The organism is Rhodococcus sp. AC861, assembly GCF_979256035.1.
This window is the reverse complement of sequence record NZ_CEEDMW010000001.1, coordinates 18,694-36,446: the sequence shown is the minus strand read 5'-3', so window position 1 is coordinate 36,446 and position 17,753 is coordinate 18,694. Positions and strand designations below refer to the sequence as shown.

General features: G+C 67.8%; 7 protein-coding genes. 2 read left to right on the top strand and 5 right to left on the bottom strand.

Going from position 1 to position 17,753, the window contains the following annotated elements; translation table 11 throughout:
- Positions 1-41: 41 nt before the first annotated feature.
- The gene (locus tag AC0IX4_RS00110; protein WP_471827628.1) at positions 42-3,278 is read left to right on the top strand and encodes an arabinosyltransferase domain-containing protein; all 3,237 of its coding nucleotides are present in this window, start codon (positions 42-44) and stop codon (positions 3,276-3,278) included.
- Between the two features lie 50 nt (positions 3,279-3,328).
- Positions 3,329-6,640: an arabinosyltransferase domain-containing protein gene (locus AC0IX4_RS00105; protein ID WP_471827627.1), complete on the top strand. Its 3,312-nt coding sequence runs from the start codon at positions 3,329-3,331 to the stop codon at positions 6,638-6,640.
- Here the strand turns inward: AC0IX4_RS00105 and AC0IX4_RS00100 are convergent.
- From AC0IX4_RS00100 to AC0IX4_RS00080, 5 genes are all read right to left on the bottom strand, one after another.
- The gene (locus AC0IX4_RS00100) at positions 6,634-7,893 is read right to left on the bottom strand and encodes a lipase family protein (protein ID WP_471827626.1); all 1,260 of its coding nucleotides are present in this window, start codon (positions 7,891-7,893) and stop codon (positions 6,634-6,636) included. The two genes, AC0IX4_RS00105 and AC0IX4_RS00100, sit on opposite strands and share 7 nt — an antisense overlap.
- Positions 7,894-7,946: 53 nt before the next feature.
- Positions 7,947-9,491 carry an acyl-CoA carboxylase subunit beta gene (locus AC0IX4_RS00095; RefSeq protein ID WP_042575094.1) on the bottom strand — a complete coding sequence of 515 codons (1,545 nt, stop codon included), beginning with the start codon at positions 9,489-9,491 and terminating at the stop codon, positions 7,947-7,949.
- Positions 9,488-14,518 (bottom strand): polyketide synthase Pks13, encoded by a 5,031-nt coding sequence (pks13, locus tag AC0IX4_RS00090; protein WP_471828315.1) that lies wholly within the window; start codon positions 14,516-14,518, stop codon positions 9,488-9,490. The genes AC0IX4_RS00095 and pks13 overlap by 4 nt, the downstream gene beginning before the upstream one ends.
- A gap of 120 nt (positions 14,519-14,638) precedes the next feature.
- Complete coding sequence (fadD32, locus tag AC0IX4_RS00085) at positions 14,639-16,534, bottom strand: long-chain-fatty-acid--AMP ligase FadD32 (protein ID WP_471827625.1); 1,896 nt, start codon at positions 16,532-16,534, stop codon at positions 14,639-14,641.
- Positions 16,535-16,720: 186 nt separating this feature from the next.
- Positions 16,721-17,725, bottom strand: a complete 1,005-nt coding sequence (locus AC0IX4_RS00080) for an LLM class F420-dependent oxidoreductase (protein ID WP_042575127.1) — start codon at positions 17,723-17,725, stop codon at positions 16,721-16,723.
- Positions 17,726-17,753 lie beyond the last annotated feature (28 nt).

Below are 17,753 nucleotides of genomic sequence, written 5' to 3'. Positions count from 1 at the left end.
CGGATTCTGGTCTCGTCCGCCTCGTCGCCTAGCATCGGAGCGTGCCGAAGACCCTCGCCGACTCGACCATCGAACCACCGGCCCCCTCGGTACCCGGACGCTCCGCCTTCGCCCGGATCAAAATCGTCGCCGTCGTCACCGGACTGCTCGGCGCACTTCTGGCAGTCCTCGCCCCGTTCCTCCCCGTCGAGCAGGACGCCGCGTCGCTCACGTGGCCGCAGGACGGGTCCTTCACCAGCGTGGAAGCGCCCCTGGTGTCGTACAACCCCCTCGCCCTCTCCGCCGCGGTGCCGTGCCGGGTCCTGGCCGACGCACCCGCCGACACGGTCGTCCTGTCCACCGTCGCACCGCAGGCACCGGACGCCCGCCGCGTCGGCCTCGTGATCGGCACCGACGACGCGGGCGCCGTCTCCGTCGTCCTGCGGGATCAGTTGCTGCTGTCCGTCCCTGCCGAGACGGTGCGCTCGTGCGACGAGTTGACCGTGTCCTCGACACCGGAGGCCACCACGGCCACCGTCGGTGAGCTGACCGGCACCGTCCCGGGCGACCAGCGGCCGCAGACCGTCGGAATCTTCAGCGGGCTGACCGGCGCGGCCCCCGCCGACCTGTCGGTACGTGTCGACATCGACTCCCGATTCTCGTCGTCACCCTCCACGCTCAAACTGCTGGCGATCGTCCTCGGCGGACTTCTGGCCGTCGTCTCACTGGTCGCCCTGCACCGTCTTGACGATGCGGACGGACGACGCGCCCGCCGGTTCTTCCCCCGGCACTGGCTGCGTCTCACCGGTATCGATGTCGTGGTGCTGGGAACGCTGCTTCTCTGGCACTTCATCGGTGCGAACACCTCGGACGACGGCTATCTGCTCAACATGGCGAGGGTGTCCGAGCACTCCGGGTACATGGCCAACTACTACCGCTGGTTCGGTGTCCCCGAGGCGCCGTTCGGCATGCCGTACTACGACGCGCTCGCAGCGCTGGCCAAGGTGTCCACCGCCAGCCCGTGGATGAGGCTGCCCGCGCTGATCGCCGCGATTCTGTGCTGGTTGATCATCAGCCGGGAGGTCATTCCGCGCCTGGGCCGCGCGGTGCGGACGCGCCCGGTCGCCGTGTGGACGGCGGGTCTGGTGTTCCTGGCGTTCTGGTTGCCCTACGACAACGGCCTGCGTCCCGAGCCGGTCATCGCGCTCGGCGCGCTGCTGACGTGGTGCTCGATCGAGCGCGCCATCTCGACAGGTCGACTGCTTCCGGCCGCGGTCGCGGTCGTCATCGCGGCGTTCTCGTTGGCCGCCGGGCCGACCGGACTGATCGCTATCGCCGCTTTGCTGGCGGGGTCGAGGCCCGTCCTGCAGATCATCGTGCGTCGCCGCAAGGCCGTGGGCCTGCCCGCACTGCTCGCACCGATCCTGGCTGCCGGGACGGTGGTGCTGTTCGCCGTCTTCGCCGATCAGACCGTCGCCTCGGTGCTCGAGGCGACCCGTGTGCGGTCGGCGGTGGGACCCAACGTCAAGTGGTTCGACGAGCGCTACCGCTGGGACGCGCTGCTGAACATCTCGCCGGACGGATCACTGGCCAGACGTTTCGCGGTGTTCGCGATGCTCCTCTGCCTGGTGACCTGCCTGGTCGTCATGCTGCGCCGCGGAGGCCGCATCCCGGGAACGTCGCTGGGTCCGTCCCGGCGCATCCTCGGCATCGTCGCCGGCGCTCTCGCCCTCATGATGTTCACCCCGACCAAGTGGACCCACCACTTCGGTGTGTACGCGGGCCTGGCCGGTTCGCTGGCTGCCCTTGCCGCAGTCGCGGTGATCTCGGCGACCGAACGGTCCCCGCGCAACCGCACGCTGTTCACGGCGGCGGTCCTGTTCCTCACCTCGCTCGCCTTCACCGGATCGAACGGGTGGTGGTACGTCTCGAGCTACGGCGTGCCGTGGTTCGACAAGCCGCCGTCCATCGCCGGCAAGGGGTTCGCGACGCTGCTGCTGGGCCTGACGGTCCTGACGCTCGCCTACGCCGCCTGGCAGCACTTCCGAGCACCCTTCGTCGCCGCGGAGACCCGACGGACCAGAAAGTTCAGCGGATCGTCCCTGACGGTCGTCGCCGGCCTGGTCGTGCTCTTCGAGGTGCTGTCCCTGCTCAAGGGTGCGGTGGCCCAGTACCCCGCGTACTCCGTCGCCCGGTCCAACGTGAATTCCGTTCTCGGCGAGTCGTGCGGACTCGCCCGCGACGTCCTGGTCGAGACCGACCCGAACGCGTCGATGCTGCAGCCGCTGCCGAACCAGGGCGACGACCCGCTCGCCGGTACCGACAGCGTCGGGTTCAGCCCCGACGGTGTCGCGCGCGACCTCAGCGCCGACCGCGAGGACTCCGCGACCACGGGCGGCGCCAACTCGGTCGACCCGTCGGACACCAGTCAGAGCGCCACCACCAGTTCCGCCGGAACCGGAGGCGGCACCACGGCCGGAGCCGGCGTCAACGGATCCCGTATCGCGTTGCCCTTCGGCCTGGACCCCGCCACCACCCCGGTGCTCGGCTCCTTCGGTTCGGGCGATGCTGCGCCGGCCCGTCTCACGTCGGGCTGGTACTCGCTGCCCGACGCCGACCAGCGAGACTTCCTGGCCGTCACCGCCGCCGGCCGCATCCGCTCCGTGGACGCCGACGGCATCGTGACGCCCGGACAGACCCTCGACGTCGAGTACGCCACCGTCGCCGCGGACGGAACCGAGCAGGTCTTGGGCGGGGTCTCCCCCATCGACATCGGACCGCAGCCGTCGTGGCGCAACCTGCGAGTCCCGCTGGACGGCGTTCCCGCCGAGGCGAACGCCGTGCGGCTCGTGGCCTCCGACGACGATCTCGCCGGAGACCAGTGGCTCGCCGTCACTCCGCCTCGTGCGCCCCGGACGACGGTGCTGAACGACGTCGTCGGGTCCACCGCTCCGGTGCTGTTGGACTGGTCCGTCGGCCTCGCCTTCCCGTGTCAACGTCCGTTCGACCACCGGTACGGCGTGGCCGAGCTGCCAGAATGGCGGATCCTCCCCGACCGCAACGGTGCGGAATCCACCAACGCGTGGCAGGACGACGTCGGCGGCGGGCCGTTGGGATGGACCGGTCTCGTTCTCGGCGCCGAAACCCTGCCGACGTATCTCTCGGGAGATCTGCGCCGGGACTGGGGATCCCTCGAGCGGTACACCCCGCTCGATCCCGGCGCGGTCGAGGTCCAGCCCGAGGTGACCACGTCGTCCCGTTCGGGCATCTGGTCGCCCGGGCACATCAAGTACCAGTAAGTAACCAGCGAGTGCAGCGCCGGGATCACGGTCGCATAACATCGGGAGCCGTGCCCGACGCCCTCACCTCACAGCCGACCGCTCCGACGCCTGCCGGCTCGGAGCGCTCGGTGGACGTCCGACAGCAGTACCGCACCACGCGCCTCGTCGCCGTGGTGACGGGAGTTCTCGGTGTTCTGTTCGCGATCCTCACGCCGTTCCTGCCGGTGACCCAGGACGACGCCGTCATCTCGTGGCCACAGAACGGAACCGTCGACAGCGTCGATGCGCCCCTGATGTCCCAGGTGCCGGTGTCCATCACCGTCTCGATCCCGTGCGAGGCCGTCGCGGCCGTTCCCGAGGCCGGCGGCATCCTGCTGTCCACCGCGCCCCCACAGGGCGACGGAGCCGCGCTGAACGCCATGTTCGTACGGGTCGGCGCCGACTCGGTGGACGTGTTGGACCGCAACGTCGTCATCGCGTCGGCACCTCGGTCGGAGTTCCGGTCCAGCGCCTGCCAGGCCATCACGTTCTCCTCCACCATCGACGCGACATCCGCGTCGTTCGACGGCCTGGTGGACCCCCAGGGCAATCCGCGCGCCGGCGAGCTCCCCGGAGATCTGCGGCCGCAGGTCGTCGGTGTCTTCTCGGACCTGTCGGGCTCGGCGTCGCAGTACCCGGGCCTCGAGGTGTCGATCGCCGTCGACTCACGCTTCTCGTCGTCACCGACGATTCTCAAGCTCCTCGCCATGATCGGTGCGATCGCGTGCACGGCACTCGCGCTCGGCGCACTCGCCCGACTCGACGGCACCGACGGACGCACGCACCGCCGCTTCTTCCCCGCGCACTGGTGGAAGGTCACCGGCATCGACGCCGTCGTCGTCGGCGCACTCGCGGGCTGGCACTTCTTCGGCGCGAACACCGCGGACGACGGCTACCTGCTGACCATGGCCAGGGTGTCGGAGAACGCCGGGTACATGGCCAACTACTTCCGGTGGTTCGGCGTCCCCGAGGCTCCCTTCGGCTGGTACTACGACGTGCTCGCCGCCTTCGCGAAGATCTCGACAGCGAGTCCGTGGATGCGCCTACCCGCGCTGATCGCCGGCATCCTGTGCTGGTTGGTCATCAGCCGCGAGGTCGTTCCCCGCCTCGGTCGCGCAGTACGCATCAACTCGGTCGCCGTCTGGACCGGCGGCCTGGTCTTCCTCGCGTTCTGGCTCCCGTACAACAACGGTCTCCGTCCCGAACCCGTCGTCGCCCTCGGCGCCCTGCTCACCTGGTGCTCCGTCGAGCGGGCCATCGCGACCGGACGACTGCTCCCCGCGGCCATGGCCGCCCTGATCGGCGCGTTCACACTCGCTGCGGCCCCGACGGGCCTGATGTGTGTCGCAGCCATCCTGACCGGCATCAGGCCGCTGGTGCGCATCGTCGTCAAACGCCACCGCATGGTGGGAACGCTTCCGCTGCTCGCACCGTTGGCCAGTGCCGGAGTCCTGGTGCTCATCGTGGTCTACGGAGATCAGACGTTCGCGGCGGTGCAGGAATCGACCCGTGTGCGCACGCTGATCGGTCCGAACCTGCCCTGGTACAACGACTTCCTGCGGTACTACTACCTCTTCGTCCAGACCGTCGACGGATCGGTCGCACGCCGCTTCGCGTTCCTGACGATGCTCCTGTGCCTCTTCACCACCGTGTTCGTCCTTCTTCGCCGCAAGCGGATTCCCGGCGTTCCGTCCGGACCTGCGTGGCGACTCATCGGCGTCGTGTTCGGCACCATCTTCTTCATGATGTTCAACCCCACCAAGTGGACTCACCACTTCGGGGTGTACGCCGGCATCGCCGGATCATTGGCAGCGCTGACGGCGGTCGCAGTCTCGGCCAGCGCCCTGCGGTCCCGGCGCAACCGGACCGTCTTCGTCGTCGGCCTCGCCTTCGTTCTCGCCCTGTCCTTCTCGGGCATCAACGGGTACTGGTACGTCTCGAGCTACGGCGTGCCGTGGTTCGACAAGGTGGTGTCGATCAAGGGCATCCAGTCGAACACCGTGCTGCTCGTCCTGTTCTTCTGCGCCGTCGCTCTCGCGGCATGGCACTACCTCCGTGAGGGATTCGCGGCACCGCAGCCGCGGGCGGGTAGCGAGCGCGGACGTCGCATCCGCAAGTTCGCCGCCGCACCGCTGACCGTGGTCGCGGGTCTCCTGGTCCTGTTCGAGATCCTGTCGCTCCTCAAGGGCGCCGTCTCCCAGTACCCCGCGTACTCGTTGGGGCGCTCCAACGTCCAGGCCCTGGCCGGTAACAGCTGCGGGCTCGCCCGGGACGTCCTGGTCGAGTCCGATCCCAATGCCGGTGTCCTCACGGCGCTGCCGGGTCCCGTCGACACCGCGACCGGTCCTCTGGGCGGAGCTGAGCCGGTCGGCTTCACTCCCAACGGTATTCCCACCGACCTCAGCGCCGATGCGGTGGAAGTCAAACCGGGACAGGGCAATACGGATCAGCAGTCCGTCGGCGCATCGTTCGAGGAAGGTCAGTCGTCCGGCACTGCCGGAGGCGTCGGCGCCGCGGGCATCAACGGCTCCACCGCGAAGCTGCCATTCGGGCTCGACCCCGCCACGACACCCGTCCTCGGCTCCTACCAGGCAGGCGTACAGACACCGGCCTACGCCACCTCGAGCTGGTACGGCCTCCCCGCACGCAGCGACGACGCACCACTGGTCGTCGTCACCGCAGCCGGCCGCATCTGGTCCGAGAACATCGAGACCGGTGAGAACACGTACGGGCAGTCCTTGCGCGTCGAGTACGGCAAGCGTCAGCCGGACGGCACCGTCCAGGTTCAGGGAGACTACCTACCCAAGGACATCGGCCCCGCACCGTCGTGGCGGAACCTACGCATCCCACTGGACGAACTCTCGCCCGACGCCGATGCCGTGCGAGTCGTCGCCAACGATCCCAACCTGACCGGTGACCAGTGGCTGGCGTTCACCCCACCACGCGTTCCCGTCGTCAAGTCCCTGCAGGACGAGATCGGCACGACGCAACCGGTTCTGCTCGACTGGGCCGTGGGCCTGCAGTTCCCGTGCCAGCGCCCGTTCGACCATCTGGACGGTGTCGCCGAGGTCCCCAACTTCCGCATCCTCCCGGACCGCGGACTGGCCGTGTCGTCCACGGACACGTGGCAGGCCGCCGAGAACGGCGGGCCGCTGGGCTTCACCGAGATGCTGGCGTCACCCACCACCGTCCCGACCTACCTGAACCACGACTGGGGCCGGGACTGGGGCTCGCTCGAGCGTTACGACAAGTTCGACCGCAGCGCGAGCGCGGCGTCGGTGGACGTCACGAAGCAGACGCGCAGCGGACTGTGGTCGCCGGGGACTCTGCGGGTCTACTGACCCGGATCGGCGGGCGCAATCGGGAGTGGATGCGCGCACGAGTTCGGCGCCGCCACCCCGTCGAACCGGTCCTGGATCCAGTCGACCGCCAGCAGACCGCCGACCTTGGCGGTGTCCTGGTGCGTCGTCTGTCCCAGCCAGGACATGTCGTACGTCGGTGACGCTGCCGCACAGAACTCGTCCGACAGCAGGGCTGTGGTGTTCGGCAGCACGATGACGTCCGACAAGCTCTGGACGACGAAGGTGGGCACACCGATCCGACTCACGTCGATCGTCTGGTCGGCCACCGCCGCCACCCACTGCGGATTCGTCATCGGGTCGGACGCGAAGAACTGCCGGCCCTCGGCACGTTCGAGCAGCAGCTTCCCCAACTCCTGCGTGATGCAGCCCTGGCCGAGGTCGGCGTACCGGGACATCGCCGACGAGCTCAGCACGCCGTCCAGGGGCAGATCGGGGTAGACCACGGGCCACGAGACCGCGACACTCGGCCCGATACCCCAGGCCACGAACTGGTCGTACTGCTCGGTGAACAACGGACCCAACAAGGCGGCGGGAGCAGCAGCCGCGGCGCCGACCAGCCGGAGTTCGGGCGCCAGATCGGCGTACATGGCCGCGGACATCGACGCATGGCCACCCTGCGAGTGGCCGAACGTCACGTACGTCGAACTCGCCTCCGCGTCCGGGTAGTTACGCGCGGCCCGAACCGAGTCGATGACGTCCTGCGCTTCGCTCTTCGCGATCAGGTAGTACGGATCTCCTGCGGTGCCGATGCCGGTGTAATCCGTCGCAGCCACCACCCAGCCTCGGTCCATGACGGACGGCAGCCAACTACCGAAGTCGAGGTCGTCGAGCGTCGGTCGATAGCGACGGGACGGTGTGCACTCGTCGCCGAACCCCAGAGTGCCGTGCGCCCAAGCGAGTACGGGGCGGCCACCGGGAGGAGCGGGGGCGTCGGGAACGATGAGCATCCCCGACGACACCGCGGCCGCGCCGTCCGGAGCGTTGGTGCCGTACAGCATCCGATACGCCGTGCCACCGGGAACGTCGAGGTCCGAGATCGGTTCGACCCGGACCAGCTCACCCGGCGCCGGAGCGTCGTCGGGTGTCTCGTAGAACGAGGAGAGAGAGTTCTGGAACAACTCGTCGTCCCGCGATTCGGTGGTGGACCGCACCCCCAGGACCACGGCAGTCGCCGCGACGCCCACCAGGACGACACCGCCGATGACGGCGAGAACGGTGACCGTCCGTGTCATGGGTGCACCATAACGGACCGGGCGGTCACCGTGACCGGATCGGACGGGGCCGGCTAGATCGGGAAGAGGTGCTGCTTACGGGGGCGACGTTCCTTCGTCTTGTCCCGCAGGATGTGCAGCGCCTTGCGGATCTCGAGGCGGGTGCTCGACGGCTCGATGACGGCGTCGATGTACCCACGCTCGGCGGCGATCCACGGCGTGGCGACGTGTTCGTTGTAGAAGTCGATGAAGCCCTGACGGATGGCCGGCGCATTGTCCCCCGCCTCGGCGAGCTGCTTGCGCGCCATGATGCTGACCGCACCCTCGGCGCCCATCACCGCGATGCGGGCCGTGGGCCACGCGAAGTTGATGTCGGCACCGAGTTGCTTGGACCCCATCACCGCGTATCCACCGCCGTAGGACTTGCGGATCACGACGGTGACCTTCGGGACCGTCGCGCACACGTACGAGAAGATGAACCGGCCGCCGCGCTTGATGACGCCGATCTTCTCCTGCTCGAGGCCGGGCATGAAACCCGGTGTGTCCGTGACCAGGACGAGCGGGATCTCGAACGCGTTGCAGATGTTGATGAAGTGCGACGCCTTGTCACTGCTCGCCGCATCCAGGGCGCCACTGAGGTGCATGGGCTGATTCGCCACGACACCCACCGGACGACCGTCGACACGCGAGAAGCCGACGATGATGTTGGACGCCGTCTGCGCGGTGAGCTCGTGGAAGTCACCGTCGTCGAAGATGCGCAGCAGGATCTCGTGCATGTCGTAACCGGCGTTGTCCGAGTCCGGCATGAACACGTCGAGCGAACGATCGTCGTCGGTGATCGTCGGCTCGAGGCCGGGGTTGATCACCGGCGGCTGCTCGTGGCAGTTCGACGGGAGGTAGGACAGGTACTTCCGCACCCACTCGAAAGCGGCCTTCTCGTCGGCGGCCACGTGGTGGACGTTGCCGTACTCGGCCTGCTTCCGTGCACTTCCCAGATCGTGGAGGCTGACCTCCTCCCCGGTGACGGACTTGATGACGTCCGGCCCGGTGACGAACATGTAGGCCTCTTCGGTGGCCACGATGATGTCGGTGTTGATGGGTGCGTAGACGGCGCCGCCGGCGCACTTGCCCAGGATCACCGAGATCTGCGGGCACATTCCCGACAGCGGTTCCTGGCGGCGACCGAGCTCCGCGTACCAGGCGAGCGATGTCACCGCGTCCTGCACGCGGGCGCCGCCCGAGTCGTTGATGCCCACGCACGGGCAGCCGATGTCGGCTGCGAACTCCATGATGTGAGCGACCTTGCGGCCGAACATCTCTCCGACGGTGCCGCCGAACACGGTCTGATCGTGCGAGAACACCGCGATCGGTCGTCCGTCGACGGTCCCGTGACCTGTCACGACTCCGTCGCCGTACAGCGAGTCCTGGTTACCGGGCGCACGGACGAGCGCGCCGATCTCCACGAAGGAACCCGGATCGAGCAGCATGTCGATGCGCTCGCGAGCGCTGGGGATCCCCTTCTTGGCACGCTTGGCGACGGCGACGTCACCCGCGGGTTCGCGGGCGACCTCGAGCTTCTCGCGGAGCTCGGCCAGTTTGGCGGCAGTCGTGGATGTCACGTGTGCGACTCGCTTCCCTTCGGCGTGATCGACGCCGAAATCTTCTCCATCTTGCTCTGGAGATCCGCACCGATCGCCGAGATGTACGGCTCGTCGATCACTGCGAGGTGGTCACCGCCGATGTGGACGATGTCCAGGTTCGGAGCGTACGGGCCCCACCCACCGTGCGGCTCACGCTTTCCCAGTCGGGGCTCGAGCGCGATGGCGTCGTCGTGGTACTTGTCCGCCATGTACAGCGTGACGTCCCCGTCGTAGCGCCCGGGCTGGGCGGTCTGGATCGCGCGGTTGTCCAACCACGACGTGCGCTGGTGCTCGATGATGCCGCTCGGGATCTTCGCGCTGCTCATCTTGACCATGTCCATGATGATCTTGATCTGACCGTCGTCGTCCGCCGCCGCCAACTTCTCGTAGGGCAGCGGGTAGTCGACGTTGTACAGCTTCTTTCCGACCTGCGCGTACCGCTTCCAGCGCAGCTGGATCTCCTCGGGTGTGTCCGGGATCGGCTCGAACGGCATGACCGTGTCGATGAGGCCGACGTACCGGACGTCCGCACCTTCCTCGCGGAGGAGCGCCGCCACCGCGTAGGACAGCACGCCGCCCAGCGACCAGCCGATGAGGACGTAGGGACCGTCGCCCTGGATCTCCCGCAGGAGTGGAAGGTACGCGCGCGCCCGGTCCTCGATCGGACCCTCGGTGCGCTCGAGGCCGTACATCGGGGTGTCCGCGGACAGCCTCTTGAGCAGCGGTTCGTAGACGACGCAGGAGCTGCCGGCCGGGTGGAACACGAAGACCGGCACGGCCGTCGAGCCTTCCGGACGGGCCCGCAGCGTGCGCACCAGTCCGGTCACGTCACCGGACTCGAGGAAGGGACGGACCACGTCGGCGAGCTGCTCGATGGTCTCCGAGTCGAGGATGTCGTCGAACGTGATCTCGCCCTTCGACCGTTCGCTGAGCCGCGCCGCGAGCTTTTCGGCCGTCGGATCGTCGAGCACCGGAAGGGTGTTGAAGATGCCCTTCGCCGACTGTCCGGTCACGACGGCCCAGGTGGCGAACGTCAGGCGCTCGGCGGCGTCACGAGGAGCGACGTCGGTCCCGGTGGCCTCGGCGAACGACTGGGCGTCGCTCACGTCGGTCGGCGCCTCGAACGCTGCCGCGGCCGTCGGAGCAGGCTGCTCGACTGCCTGCGGCTCGGGCTCTGCTACGACCGGGTCGGGCTGTGCGACAGGCTCTTCCGCGTCCACCGTGGCGGTCTGCTCGGCGAGTCGATCGCGTTCCTGCGCCTCGGCGAGGGCGGCGACCTCCTCACGGTTCTCGAGCGCGTAGCGCAGGTACTTCTCCACCTCACGCAGACTCGCGTCCCGCACGGCCTGCAACTGCACCTGCGGAATGTCGAACTCGAATTCGACGCGATTCTTGATGCGGACAGCCATCAACGAATCGAGACCGAGCTCGATGAGCGGGATCTCCGCGGGGAGATCCTCCGGCGAGTAGCCCATGGATTCCGCGACGACGATCGCCAGGCGGTCTTCCATCGTCTGCGTACCGTTCGGATCCCAGCGGTCACCGAAGTCGTCGACGACCTCCGGCTCCTCCTCGACGAACGGTTCCTCGACTCGGTCCGCCGACAAGCTTTCGGCCGCAGCGGATCCCGTGACACCCGACCCCGTGACGACAGCGTCGGCGACAGCGTGGAACGTGCTGCCGTCGTTCCAGTGCACCTGCAGAGATGCACCACCGGGGTGCGGGGTGAGCGTGGTGGTGAGTGTTCCCGTGGCCGGCACGGCGCGCTGCGCCACGACGGCACCGACGGTGACGTCACCGAGGACGTCTCCCGCGAGCACGGACACCAGGTCGCCGATGCTGGAGATACCGGACACCGGTGTCTCCCAGACGAACCGACCGTCGGGAAGCGCGACCCGGGTACCGGCCGAGCCGGATCCACCGAGATGCACGGCAGTGTCGATCCAGTGATGCTTGCGTACGAAGGACGTCCGCGGGATCTCGGCGTATTCACCGTCGTCGAACAAAGAGGCCAACGACACGGCGTGGCCGTGGACGTACAGCTCCGCGAGTGCAGCGAGGAACGTTGCCGCCTCGCTCTCCTTGCGCTTGAGTGTGGCGACCAGCGTGGCGTCGGGAACTCCCGTCGCCCAAGCGGTCGCTGCGATCGACATGAGGGCCACGGGATTCGGCGACAGCTCGACGAACGTGGTGTAGCCGGCGTCGACCGCCTGCTTGACGGCCTGGGTGAACCACACCGGGTGGCGCATCCCCTTCGTCCAGTAGTCGACGCCGTGCACGGCCTCGTGGCCGGCGCGGTAGAACGCGTCCTTGTCCACCGACGAGAACACCGACACCGCGAGCGGATGCGGTTCGATGCCCATCAGTTCCGCGGCGAGCTCTCCGAGGAGAGGATCGACCGCGGAGGTGTGGCCTGCACCCTTGACGTCCAGGACGCGGCCCATCTTGCCGAGGGACTCCGCGTACTCGACCAACTTCTGCACCGGTTCCGCCGGTCCGCCGACGGTCGTGTGTGTCGGGGCGGCGTACACACTGGGCTCGACGCCGGGGAATCTGTCGGCCAGCTCTGCGACCTCGGCGGCGGAGAACTCGACCAGCGCCATCGCGCCGGCTGCCGCGTCACCGAGACCTTCCTGACCTTCGCCCAGCAGACGAGAGCGGGCGACGATGATGCGCACGGCATCCTCGAGGCCGAGACCGCCCGCGGCATACGCGGCGGCGACCTCGCCCATCGAATGCCCCACCACTGCCGTCGGTGTCGCACCGTAGGCGCGCAGGGTCTCCACCAGCGCCACCTGGATGGCGAAGATTCCGACCTGCGAGTTCTCGAAGTCGTACGTCAGCGCGTCGTCCTCGACGATCGCGCGGATGGAGTATCCGGACTCGTCCTCGATCAGCGTGTCGACGCGGTCCAACGCCTCGGCGAAGATCGGCTCGGCCGCGTAGAACTCCTTCGCCATCTTGCGATGCTGCGCACCGAACCCGGAGAACACCCACACAGGTCCGTTGGATGCGGGGGAATCGGAGCTGAACACGCCGGGTCCCGGCTTGCCGTTGGCAACGGCGCGCAGTCCGGTGACGGCCTCCGCACGCGTCGTGGCGATCACGACCGCGCGGGAGCGACCGTGATTGCGGCGGGACAACGAGCGACCGACGGCGTCGAGGGGCGTTGTGCTGCCGACCTCGGACTCGAGCCAGTCGGCCAGATCGGCCGCCGCGCGACGACGTCGTGACGGCATGCTCGCGGAGACGGCCAGCAGGACCGGAGCGGCGGGTTCGGGATCGATGTCGTGGTCCGGGATGCTCGCCAGTACCTGCTCGATCTCGGCCTCGGTTTCCTCCGGCACACCGACGGGCTCGCCGACCAGCGCCTCGGGATCGACGGACGAGGCGTCGAATTCGGGCTCGGTACCCGCATCCGCGACCGCACCCGGTACGTACTCGCGCACGACGACGTGGGCGTTGGTACCGCCGAAGCCGAAGCCCGAGATACCGGCGATGGCGGCACCCGAGTAGCGGGGCCACTCCGTCGCGGTGTCGACCACGCGCAGACGCGCGGCGTCGAACGGGATGTACGGGTTGGGGCCCACGTAGTTCAGTGAGGGCGGCACCTGGTTCTCGCGCAGCGCGAGAACCACCTTGATCAGACCGGCCGCGCCCGCAGCGCTCTCGAGGTGGCCGAAGTTGGTCTTCGCGGAACCCAGAAGCGCCGGCTTGTCCGCGTCGCGTCCACGCCCGACCACGCGACCGAGGGCGTCCGCCTCGATGGGGTCGCCGAGGATGGTTCCGGTGCCGTGCGCCTCGATGTAGTCGACCGTCGAGGGAACGATTCCCGCGTCGCGATACGCGGTCCGCAGGACGTCCGCCTGGGCATCGGGGTTGGGGGCTGCAAGACCGTTGGATCGGCCGTCCTGGTTGACCGCGCTGCCGGCGATGACGGCGAGCACGGTGTCCCCGTCACGCTCCGCGTCCTCGAGGCGCTTGAGGACGACCAGTCCACCGCCCTCGGATCGGATCATGCCGTCGGCGTCGGACGAGAAGGCCTTGATCTTGCCGTTCGGGGCGAGCACACCGGTCTGACCGAAGCCGAGTGTCGCTGCGGGCGAGAGGATCATGTTGACGCCGCCCGCCAGCGCGAGCGTGGACTCTCCACTGCGGAGGCTTCGCACAGCCTGGTGCACGGCGACGAGCGACGACGAGCACGCGGTGTCGAGGGCGACGGACGGACCACGGAAGTCGTAGTAGTACGACACGCGGCCGGCGACGACGGCAGTCGACGTTCCGGTGAGTGCGTACGGATGCGGGTCGGGATCGCTGACGGCGATCATCTGGTAGTCGTTGGTCGACGTTCCGATGAAGACACCGACCTGCGTGCCCTTGAGCTCGTTCGCGGGGATACGAGCGTCCTCGAGCGCTTCCCACGTCAGTTCGAGCGCCAGGCGCTGCTGCGGGTCGACGTTGGCAGCTTCGCGCGGCGACATCGCGAAGAACTCGGCATCGAAGGATTTGACGTCGTCGAGGTACCCGCCCTTGGTCACGGTCTCCTCGACGGCCTCCGCGATGCGGCGGTCGCCGAGGAACTCCGACCACCGGCCCTCGGGGAGATCGGTGATGCCGTCTCGCCCGGCCGAGAGCATGTCCCACATCTCGTCCGGCGTGTGTCCCGCTCCGGGGAACCGCGTCGAGACGCCGACGATCGCGATGTCGTGGGAATCGCCCGCCGGTGCCGACAGGTAGAACGAGTCGTCGGTGGTGCCGCTCTCGGACTCGGGCTCACCCTCGATGATGCGCGTGGCGAGCGACGCGATCGTCGGATGCTGATACGCGACCGTCGCCGTCAGCGTGACGCCGACCAGTTCCTCGATCTCTCCGCTCAACGCGACGGCGTCGCGGGAGGACAGACCGAATTCCTCCATCGGACGATCGTCGGAGATCTGCGCGACGGGCTGACCGGTGGCGTCGGCCACCCACTGCCGCAGCCAATCCCTGAGCTGCGCGACCGTCATCTCTCCCGCGGGCTGATCCGCTGCGGAACCGTCTTTCTCGGGGAGGGTGGTCGGCTCCGGTACGGACGTCGTTGTCTCTTCTTCAGCCATCAAACTCGCCAAACTACCCGCGTCGGGTGATCAGTCTTCGGGATTGTCGGGGAACGCGGTCTGCTGGTATCCACCACGCAGCGTTCCCTCGATGTACGCGGCCTTGCACGCGCGACGTGCGATCTTCCCGCTGGACGTACGCGGGATCGACCCGGCCGGGACCAGCAGGATGTCGCGTGCGGTGACACCGTGGCGCTGGGAGATGGCCGCTCGGACCGTGTCGGCGATCGGCTGGGGATCGGCCTTGCCGGCGCCCGGTGCGCGCTCGGCGACCAGGACCAGCTGCTCGGACGAATCGCCCGCGTCGCGGGTCAGACCGGCACCGCCGTGCTCGAACACGAAGTCGGGAAGCTGGTTCGCCGGAACGGCGAAGGCCGCCACGAAACCGGGACGCAGAGCGCTGCTCGCATCCTGAGCGGACGCCTCGAGATCCTGCGGGTAGTGGTTGCGGCCGTCGACGATCACCAGGTCCTTGACGCGACCGGTGATGTAGAGCTCGCCGTCCACGTAGACGCCGTAGTCGCCGGTGCGCATCCAGTTCGCACCCTCGGGGGCACCGTCCGCGTGACTGTTCTCGCTCAGGTGCGAGACCAGCGTGTTGTGGAACGTCTCCGACGTCTCCTTCTCGCGGCCCCAGTAGCCCTTGCCGATGTTCTGACCGTGCAGCCAGATCTCGCCGACGTGGTTGTCGGGGACCTCCACCGCGGCATCTGCGTCGACGATCGCCGCCCACTGGCTGCGCGCGACGTACCCGCACGAGACCTGCGGGATCGAGTTCGGCGTTCCTTCCTCGACCTTGACGATGCGTCCGGCGTTGAGCTCCGTGCGATCGACGTGGATGACGCGGGCCTCGTCGGAATGCTTGGTCGAGGAGACGAACAACGTGGCCTCGGCCATGCCGTAGGACGGCTTGATCGCGGTCTTCGGCAATCCGTACGGCATGAAGGCGTCGTTGAACTTCTTCATCGACGTGGTGGTGACGGGCTCGCTACCGTTGATCAGACCGATGACGTTCGACAGGTCGAGCGTCTCGCCGTTCTTGGGCAGACCGCGCTGCGCGGCGTGCTCGAAGGCGAAGTTCGGAGCGGCGGCGAACGTACCGGCGCCGTCCGAGACGGCAGCGAGTTCCTTGATCCAGCGCCACGGGCGCTGCACGAAGGCACGCGGACTCATGATGGTGATGTATTTGCCGCCGAGCGCGGGGAGGATCACCGTCAGCAGGCCCATGTCGTGGAACAGGGGCAACCACGTCACTCCACGCGAATCGTGGTTGAGCTCGATGGCGTCGACCATCTGCAGAGCATTGACGCCCACGGCGCGGTGCGTGATCTCGACGCCGGCCGGGACACGCGTCGAACCGGACGTGTACTGCAGGTACGCGATCTCGTCGATGTCGGCGGGCGGCTCCACCCAGGTCGAACCGACACTGTCCGGGATGGCGTCGACGGCGATGATGCGGGGTCGCTTCGCGGCCGGAAGCGACCGGAAGAACTGGCGGACGCCGGCAGCGGAGTTGGTGGCCGTCAGGATCGCGGACGGCTCGCAGTCGCTGAGAACGGCGTGCAGCCGGTCACTGTGACCGGGCTCGTCGGGGTCGAACAACGGCACGGCGATCGTGCCGGCGTAGACCGCACCGAAGAACGCGACGACGTAGTCGAGGCCCTGGGGCGCGAGGATCGCGACGCGGTCACCGGGCGTGGTCACCTGCTGCAACCGTGCAGCCACGGCGCGAAGGCGGGCGCCGAACTGCGACCAGGTCAGCTCGTGTACTTCGCCGTCCCGCTCACGCGAGTAGTCGACGTACCGGTACGCCAGGTCGTCACCGTTGTCGGCGACGTTCTGCTCGACGTGGCGAACGAGCGTGAGATCCTCGCGGATCACGATATTGCCACTGTCGTCGACGAAATCGTCGAACGAGTTACTCATCATCATCTCCTCCGAACCGCCGCGGTGTCGCCAGTGCGACACCCCCCGATCCTGACGTAGGCAGCGCCTTCGGACGCGAACAGCTCGAACGCGAGCGAGGTCATCCTACTCACCGGTAAGTCTCAGCGGACCTGTCACCACTGAGTGGTGAACTCGGTCGAAAGTATGGTACCGACCCATTCAGCGTCATTCGCCCGCCAACAGTTGGACAACGGGAGCGAATGCATCCATCTGGGTGGGGAACACCCCGACGTACGACATGGTGGTGGCAGCCCTGACCTGGCGTATCTGCTCTGCAATCTCCTCGAACGAGCCGATCGCGATGTAGGGAGACTGCAGGATCTGCTCCACCGACAAACGCGTGTCGGCTTCCATGTTCGGCGGGAATCCGTTGTCGAGCGCACCGATCACCATCTCGGCCGTCTGTTCGCGGTCGTCCGAGATCAGGATCGTCGTGATGGTCCAGTTCAGTTCGATCGAGTCGAACCGGTCACCCGCCGCCGCGCGAATGGTCTCGACCCGCTCGATGCTCTTCTCGAGAGTGATCTCCGACAGCTTGAGCTTGCCCTCCGCAGTCGTGCTGGGAACGAGCGAGATGATGTCCGCGTGCTTCGCCGCCATGGTGAGCAATTTCGGGCCGCCGCCGCCGACAGCGATCGGAGGACGCGGGCCCTGACGGGGACGCGGGCTGCCCTGCAGTCCGTTCACCGAGTAGTGCTTGCCCTGGAAATTGCATTCCTGGCCACGCAACAACGTATCGAGAATGGTCAGCGACTCGTCCAGCTTCTCGATGCGGACGGCGGGACTCTCGTAGGCGATCCCGGACTTGTCGTACTCCTCTTTCAGCCAGCCCGCGCCGATACCGAGTTCGAGCCGACCGCCGGAGATCTGATCGATCGTCGTCGCATCCTTCGCCAGGACCGCGGGATGACGGAAGTTGTTCGCGAGAACGGCAGTCCCGATGCGGATCTTGTCCGTTGCCACTGCCAGCGCTCCGAGCGCAGCGATGGGTCCGACCTGATTGCCCAGGTGGTCGGGGATCATGAAGCTGTCGAAACCGAGTTCCTCGGCCTTCTGCGCGAGCTTGACGAAGCGACGAGCACCGCCCTCGTCCGGGTTGCCCTCACCGCCGGCCGCGAATCGGAACTTCCGCAATGGCGCAGACGTACCCGCGGCGTCGGCAGAACTCATGGACTCTCTCTCCTGCAGCATCAAGTGT

Bases quoted from the DNA above. Each gene is read 5' to 3' on its own strand.
- AC0IX4_RS00100 (WP_471827626.1), bottom strand. From the start codon at position 7,893: ATGACACGGACGGTCACCGTTCTCGCCGTCATCGGCGGTGTCGTCCTG.
- fadD32 (WP_471827625.1), bottom strand. From the start codon at position 16,534: ATGAGTAACTCGTTCGACGATTTCGTCGACGACAGTGGCAATATCGTG.
- pks13 (WP_471828315.1), bottom strand. From the start codon at position 14,518: ATGACGGTCGCGCAGCTCAGGGATTGGCTGCGGCAGTGGGTGGCCGAC.
- AC0IX4_RS00080 (WP_042575127.1), bottom strand. From the start codon at position 17,725: ATGAGTTCTGCCGACGCCGCGGGTACGTCTGCGCCATTGCGGAAGTTC.